Here is a 6361-nt window from a genome sequence, read left to right as displayed (position 1 = left end):
GCCCGCCGCCGCGCCGACGCCTGCCGCTGCCGCTATCCCAAGCCGCCCTATCCCGTCCAGCGCCAGCCTGGCCGGGTCTTGCGTCGAAGATGACGCCGCGGCCCGATCATGGCGAGACGAGCTACAAGGGGTCGGGCAAGCTGACCGGCAAGCGAGCGCTAATCACCGGCGGCGATAGCGGGATCGGGCGTGCCGCGGCGATTGCCTATGCGCGCGAGGCGCGGACGTCGCGATCAACTACCTGCCGGCCGAAGAACCCGACGCGCGTGAAGTCATCGCGCTGATCCGGGCCGAGGGGCGCAAGGCCGTCGCGATTCCCGGCGACCTGCGTGACGAACGCTTCTGCCGCAAGCTGGTGCAGCAGGCCGCCGAACAGCTTGGCGGGCTCGACATCCTCGTCAACAATGCCGCGCGCCAGCAGACCCGCCCGGGTATCGCCGATATCTCGAGCCAGGATTTCGACGATACGATGAAGACCAACGTCTATGCGCCGTTCTGGCTGACCAAGGCCGCGCTCGAGCGGATGGGTGCAGGCGCGGTGATCGTGAACACCTCGTCGGAACAGGCCGGCAACCCGTCGCCCGACATCGTCGATTATGCACTCACACGCGCGGCAGTGCTGAACTTCACCAAGAGCATGGCAAAGCAAGTCGCGAGCCGCGGCATCCGCGTCAATGCGGTCGCGCCGGGCCCGTTCTGGACCCCGTTGCAGGTCAGCGGCGGCGCGACGCCTGAAAAGCTGCGCAGCTTCGGCGGCGATTCGCCGATGGCGCGTGCGGGCCAGCCGGCCGAAATCGCCGCGCTCTATGTCGCAGCGGCTGATCCGTCGCTCAGCTATTCGACCGGGCAGATCTTCGGGTCGACCGGCGGCAATGGCCAGCCCGCCTGACGAGTGTTGTCGCGCTGGGGCTCGAAGCATCAGCCTCGAGCCCCCAGCGCGACGCCCCTTACTCGACCAGGGCGACGCCATAGCCCGCGAGGTCGAGCGCGCCGGGCAGCTTCCGCCCCGTGAGGACGTCGCGGGCCGTACCCGACTTCGCGCCGGGCATCGCCACGCTCAGCGCACCGGACGTCGTATTGACGTAGAGCGTCCGTCCTTCGACCGTCCGCGCGACCACCCCGTCGGGAGTTGCCGGCCCCGTCTGGATCTTCAGGCGGGCGTAGAGCGACCGGATCAGCGGATCGATCAACCCCGGTTGCGCCGCGGTCGCAAGATAGATCGCCTGCCCCTTGCCGAATGTGTTGACGGTGATCGCCGGGCTCTTGTCGGGCGTGTTCTCGAACCGCGCCAGGACCTTTGCCGTGCTCGGCTCGAGCACCTCGTAATAGGGGTCCGTGCCGCTGAGTTCGCGGCCCTCGAAGCGGACGCGGAGCGGCTGTTCGGATCGGTAAAAGGCGTTGGTCCGCAGCCCAAACACGTCGGTCATGCCGCCCGGCAGGGGCGTGCCGAACCATTTCCCGGTCGCGTCCACCTTCGCCGAATAGCCCGTCATGACGACCGTGCCGCCGCGCTCGACGTAACCCCGTAGCGCCGCCGCGATCTTCGCATCGATCAGATACGCGCTCGACACAATGACGAGCTTGTAGCTGTCGATCGGGTCGTGGCCGATGTCGATCACCGCCGCATCGATATTGTCGCGGTGCAGCGGCGCAAAGGCGGCCTTGACCGCGGTGGTGTAGTCCGTCTTGAAATATTCGGGCGTGGTATTGGGCCCGGGCGGCGGGCTGGTCAGCCACATCGTGTCGAACGAATAATGCACCGCAACCTGTGGCGGGTCGTAGCGGGGGAAACCCATCGTCTGGAGCTGGCGGAACTCGCGTGCGATCTGCGCGAATTCGCCCACCTTCCACGACGGCCGGTCGTCATGGTCGACCAGCCCGAACAAGGCCTGCTCCTCTCCGCCGAGATGAGAATTGAAGGTCCAGGCGAGGACCGTCTGTGCATAATGCAGCAGCCCGAAATACGCCCACATCCGCGACCGCCCGGGCGTGCCGTAATAGCCCCCGCCGCCGGCGGTGAACTCGTTGAACCAGACCGGCGTCTGGTGCCCGGCCCGGTTCATCATGACTTCGAACCCCGCACCGAGCGGGTCGCCGGGGTAAAATCCCTGCGCGCCATAGGTCGAGACATCTTCCCAGGAGCGGAGATAATCGAACCCCTTGGTCCCTGCGGTCGGCCAGAAGTTCGACGCGACCGGCAGGTTCGGGGCAAAGCGCTTGCGGATGGATTCGAGGTCCTTCAACGCGCCGATCGTGTCGTCCGACCAGAAGCGGCGCAGGTCGAGATAGCGCTCATTGGGCCCCGGACCCCGGCCATAGGGCAGGTCGACCTGATCCCAGTCGCCGATCCGGCGGGACCAGCGCTGCGTCGCCCAGGCGGTGTTGAGCGCGTCGATGGTCCCGTATTTCTGCTTCAGCCAGACGACGAACCGATCCCGGTCCGCCGCCGAATAGGACATCTGGCCATTGCCGATCTCATTGTCATAGCCCAGCGCGATCACCGCGGGATGCTTGGCATAACGCTGCATCATCCGTTCGGCGAGACGACCGGCGAGGCGGCGATAATCGGGGTCGCTGATATTGTCCCAGTAGCGCGAGGCGGCGTTGACCCGCACCCCGTCCTGCGTGACGATATCGACGCCGGGATAGCGCTTGTGCAGCCAGATCGGTGCCGGCTGGCCCGGAATGTCGACGATGACCCGGATGCCCGCCGCCTGCATCTGACGCAGCACATCGTCGAAGCGCTCGAAGGTGAACCGCCCCTCTTCGGGTTCGAAATAGTCCCAGGCCAGATCCCCCATCCGGACCATGTTGAACCCGGCCGCTTTCATCACCGCGATATCGCTGGTGATCTGCGCCGGGCTGCGGTCGACGGGCTGATAACAGGTGCCGACGAACAGCTGCCCCTTGCCGGGCCAGCCGGGATGGCCGGCGGCGCTCTGCGCGCCCGCAGGAGCCGCGAGCAGCGCCGGCGCGGCCGTTGCAAGGGTCAACATCAGGGCAATGGATTGCGCGCGGCGACGTAACATGGAGATGGTCGTCCTTATCGAAGCGATGCCCCCCGTCGGGGGGCGCCGGTACTGCGCCAAGCTGGCGAATGGGTGGATCGGTGACGCGGGGACCTGACGCTCAGGCAAAGTCGATCCGGAACGCGCTGGCGTGGCGGGTCGGGAGCGTCGCGGGCACGTCGATCACCAGCGCCTGCCCGGTCTGACGAAAGCGGATCGGCCCGCGATGGCCGAGCAGGCGGACCGCCCGCACCGCGCGCGGCTCGTGCGGGTTGCCAAGCGCCAGCGCGGCGATCGCCACGGTCCCCGCAGGCTCCCCGAGCGTGATCGCGAACAGCTGGTCCTTCTTGGTCGTGAACCGGATATCGCGCGGCGTGTAATCCGCTTTTTCCGAGAACATGCCCGCGGCGGTTTCGGTCGGCCCCTCGCCGAAGATCTTCCAGGGCCGCGTGCCATGGATCGCCGGCGCGTTGACCGCCATCCACGGCGCCAGTTCCGCCAGAAGCGTCTCGGACTCCGGTGGCAGGCTGCCATCGGGATACATCACGACGTTGAGCAGCATGTTGCCGTTCTTGCTTACGATATCGGCGAGCATCGTGACGATCTGGCTGGTCGTCTTGTAGGGGTGGCGGTCATTGAAGAACCAGTCGCCATTCGACGTATCGGTCTGCCACGGCAGCGCATTAATGCCCTTGAGCACCCCGCGCTCGACATCCTCGACCGACGCCTCGCGGTGGAACTCCCCCGACCCCGAATTCTTGCAGGTATAGACCGCATCGAGCCGGCCGCGCCGTGCGATGCTGCCATTGTAGAGATGCGCGACAAGGGCGCGGCCTACGGCCCCGAACGGCAGCCCGCCATCCGAGTAGAGCAGGTCGGGCTGATAGCTGTCGACCAGATCGACGATCCGGTCGAACCAGTGCCGCTGATAGGCGGCGTTCGTGGTGTACCAGGAGGCGGGCGTGTTGCGGTAGGGCTCGTCGCGATTGCCGTGATAGAGATCGGCATTGGCGGGATCGACACCGTCATAGTCCTGCCCGAGCTTCGGCCAGAACTGATCGTACATCTTCTGTGGTTGCCGCCCAAAGTGCAAGATGGTTTGACCTGAGTTTGCGTATGATCGAGTGCGCTCTTCTGTCAGGCCTATTACTGCGGCATTTCAGAAGCCGCTGGCCGGTATGGTGATCCGCGGATCAGGTCCAAATCTGAGTTCCGAGCTTTATGGCTCGCAGATATACGCTGGTTTTCCTGATCCAGATCTGTTCGATCATTTTGCCCATTCGGGTCGTCGCCTTCTCACACCCCCCTTTATCCGGCGATAGGCAGCTGCGGCATGATGATCATGCTGCAGCTGTCAGCACCGAATTCCTGTAGTTCTCGTTTTTCGTGAGCAATGCCCAAATTGTTCGAGCCATCTTGTTCGCTAACGCGATCGCCACAAGCATCCTCGGCTTCCGCGCTGCCAAGCCAGCCAGCCAGGAACCGTCGGGAATCGATTGACGCCCGAGCCAGTTCAGGCGCGACATCGCTCCGATAATCAGAAGTTTGCGAATATCGCCTTGCCCTCCTTGGAAATTCGGCCTAGCCGTTCTTTACCTCCGGAAGAGAATTGGCGGGGAACAAGGCCAAGCCATGCAGCAAAGTCACGGCCGGATCGAAAACTCTCCATCGGTGGAGCAAAGGCTTCGACTGCCAAAGCGGTCATTGGACCAACCCCAGGTATTGTCTGCAAACGCCGCGCTGTATCGCCTTCTGCTGCGAGGTCTTTTTTATCTTTGCCGTACGGGCATCGATGCGGACTGTCTGTTCAGCGATTTGCTTCATCAAGTCGCGTGATTCCTCGCGCATGAGTTCGGGGCAGGTCGCAGTTTGGCGCCGTTAGTATGTCTTCGATTTTTAGTAAGCCAGCGAATTCCCTGAGGTACGACATGACCGTATTCATAAAGACATGCGCGAAGTGCGTTGATTAACTCCGTACGCTGGCGAACGAGCCGTTCCCGGCCGCGAAATAAAATGGCCCTACTTTGCTGTTCTTCGGACTTTGGCTCAACGAAGCGCATCTCAGGGCGTTGGGCAGCAATGACGATGGCCTCGGCATCTGCCGCATCGTTCTTTTGACGCTTTACAAACGGCTTCACGTAATGCGGGGCGATCAGTCTGACCTTATGCCCAAGCCGACTTATCTCGCGAGCCCAGTAATGCGCGCTGCCGCAAGCTTCCATAACGACCACGGCGGGAGCCTGTTTGGCCATAAACTCCGCAAAGCCCTGCCGCGACAGCTTTTTCCGATACATCGGTTGCCCCGACATCGACGTGGCGTGAAGCTGAAAAACCGACTTTGCCAGGTCCACTCCGATCATCGTATCCGTAGTCACGATTGCCGTCCTTTCCGCTAAGTGATTCAACCTCGCTAATTTGGCACATTCCGATGCCGTCTGGGGAGGGCGGCAACCACCCCATCTGGCCGGTCGCATCGATGGGGCGGCGGGAGGCGCACCGCCCCCCGCCGCAGCACCCGATCAGATCCGCGTGTCGCCCGCATAGGCGAACAGCAGGTCGGCATCGTCGCTGGCCTCGATCCGCTCGGACCCGGTCACGGTCACGCATTCGCCCGCCTTGAACGCGACACCCGCGACGCTGCCCGATCCGGTAATCGGGATCAGCCAGGCGGTCCGCCCCTCGGGCAGGGTCACCGCATGCTCGCCACCGGTCCAGCGCTCGAGCACGAACTTGGGGCCTTCGACCTGGATCGTCCGACCTTCGGAGACGACGCCCGGCGACACGATCGGCTGATAGGGCACCGGATCCGAGACCGCGATGCCGTCGTCGAGGTGCAGTTCGCGGTCGCTGCCATAATCATAGATGCGATAGGTGGTTTCCGAGTTCTGCTGAACCTCGATCACCGTCAGGCCGCCGCCGATCGCGTGGATCGTGTCGGAGGCGCAGTACATGAAATCGCCCGCCTTGACCGGCTTCCAGTAAAGCTTGTCCTCGATCGTGCCGTCGATCGCGGCCGCGCGCAGGTCGTCGCGCGACATCGGCGCCTTGGTACCGACGGCGATCGTCGAATCGGGCTCGGCGGCCAGCACCGTCCAGCATTCGTCCTTGCCCCGCGGCAGGCCGCGCGCATGCGCCTGGTCGTCGTCGGGATGGACCTGCACCGACAACTTCTCGCTGGTGAACAGATATTTGATCAGCAGATCGGGGGTCGTGTCGCCGGGTTCCTGGAACCAGACCTCGCCGATCGCCGGCGCATCCGGGGCGGGATCGTCAAAGCCGGGCACAGTGTGTGGCGCCCCACGAGGGCTGTTAAGCAGGGTGGCGGGCTTCAGCAGGGTGGCGGGCATCAAACG

4 protein-coding genes and 2 pseudogenes are annotated in these 6361 nt (G+C 64.1%); 1 reads left to right on the top strand and 5 read right to left on the bottom strand.

Annotated features, from left to right (window positions below; translation table 11 throughout):
* Positions 1-45: 45 nt before the first annotated feature.
* Positions 46-889 (top strand): annotated as a pseudogene (locus NI18_RS15505) (SDR family oxidoreductase); the annotation flags it as partial.
* A gap of 58 nt (positions 890-947) precedes the next feature.
* On the opposite strand, the gene NI18_RS15500 reads toward NI18_RS15505, so the two are convergent.
* The 5 genes and pseudogenes from NI18_RS15500 to NI18_RS15490 all read right to left on the bottom strand — a co-directional run bounded on the left by NI18_RS15500 (position 948) and on the right by NI18_RS15490 (position 6358).
* Complete coding sequence (locus NI18_RS15500; protein WP_306286453.1) at positions 948-2996, bottom strand: beta-galactosidase; 2049 nt, start codon at positions 2994-2996, stop codon at positions 948-950.
* A gap of 133 nt (positions 2997-3129) precedes the next feature.
* The gene (locus tag NI18_RS15495; RefSeq protein ID WP_084215238.1) at positions 3130-4074 is read right to left on the bottom strand and encodes an alpha-L-fucosidase; all 945 of its coding nucleotides are present in this window, start codon (positions 4072-4074) and stop codon (positions 3130-3132) included.
* A gap of 274 nt (positions 4075-4348) precedes the next feature.
* Positions 4349-4749 (bottom strand): annotated as a pseudogene (locus NI18_RS27205) (transposase); the annotation flags it as partial.
* Between the two features lie 82 nt (positions 4750-4831).
* Entirely contained in the window at positions 4832-5383 is a 552-nt protein-coding gene (locus NI18_RS25790) for an IS110 family transposase (protein WP_198527032.1), read from the bottom strand.
* 144 nt (positions 5384-5527) lie between these two features.
* The gene (locus tag NI18_RS15490) at positions 5528-6358 is read right to left on the bottom strand and encodes a phosphoheptose isomerase (protein ID WP_306286454.1); all 831 of its coding nucleotides are present in this window, start codon (positions 6356-6358) and stop codon (positions 5528-5530) included.
* Between the last annotated feature and the right edge of the window lie 3 nt (positions 6359-6361).

The sequence above is a fragment of the Sphingomonas sp. Ant20 genome (assembly GCF_000783375.1).
Classification (GTDB): domain Bacteria; phylum Pseudomonadota; class Alphaproteobacteria; order Sphingomonadales; family Sphingomonadaceae; genus Sphingomonas; species Sphingomonas aerolata.
The sequence above is the reverse complement of the archived record's forward strand: the minus strand, read 5'-3'. Positions and strand labels throughout refer to the sequence as shown.

Coding starts and splice junctions, on each gene's coding strand:
- NI18_RS15500 (WP_306286453.1), bottom strand. CDS start 2,996: ATGTTGACCCTTGCAACGGCCGCGCCGGCGCTGCTCGCGGCTCCTGCG.
- NI18_RS15495 (WP_084215238.1), bottom strand. CDS start 4,074: ATGTACGATCAGTTCTGGCCGAAGCTCGGGCAGGACTATGACGGTGTC.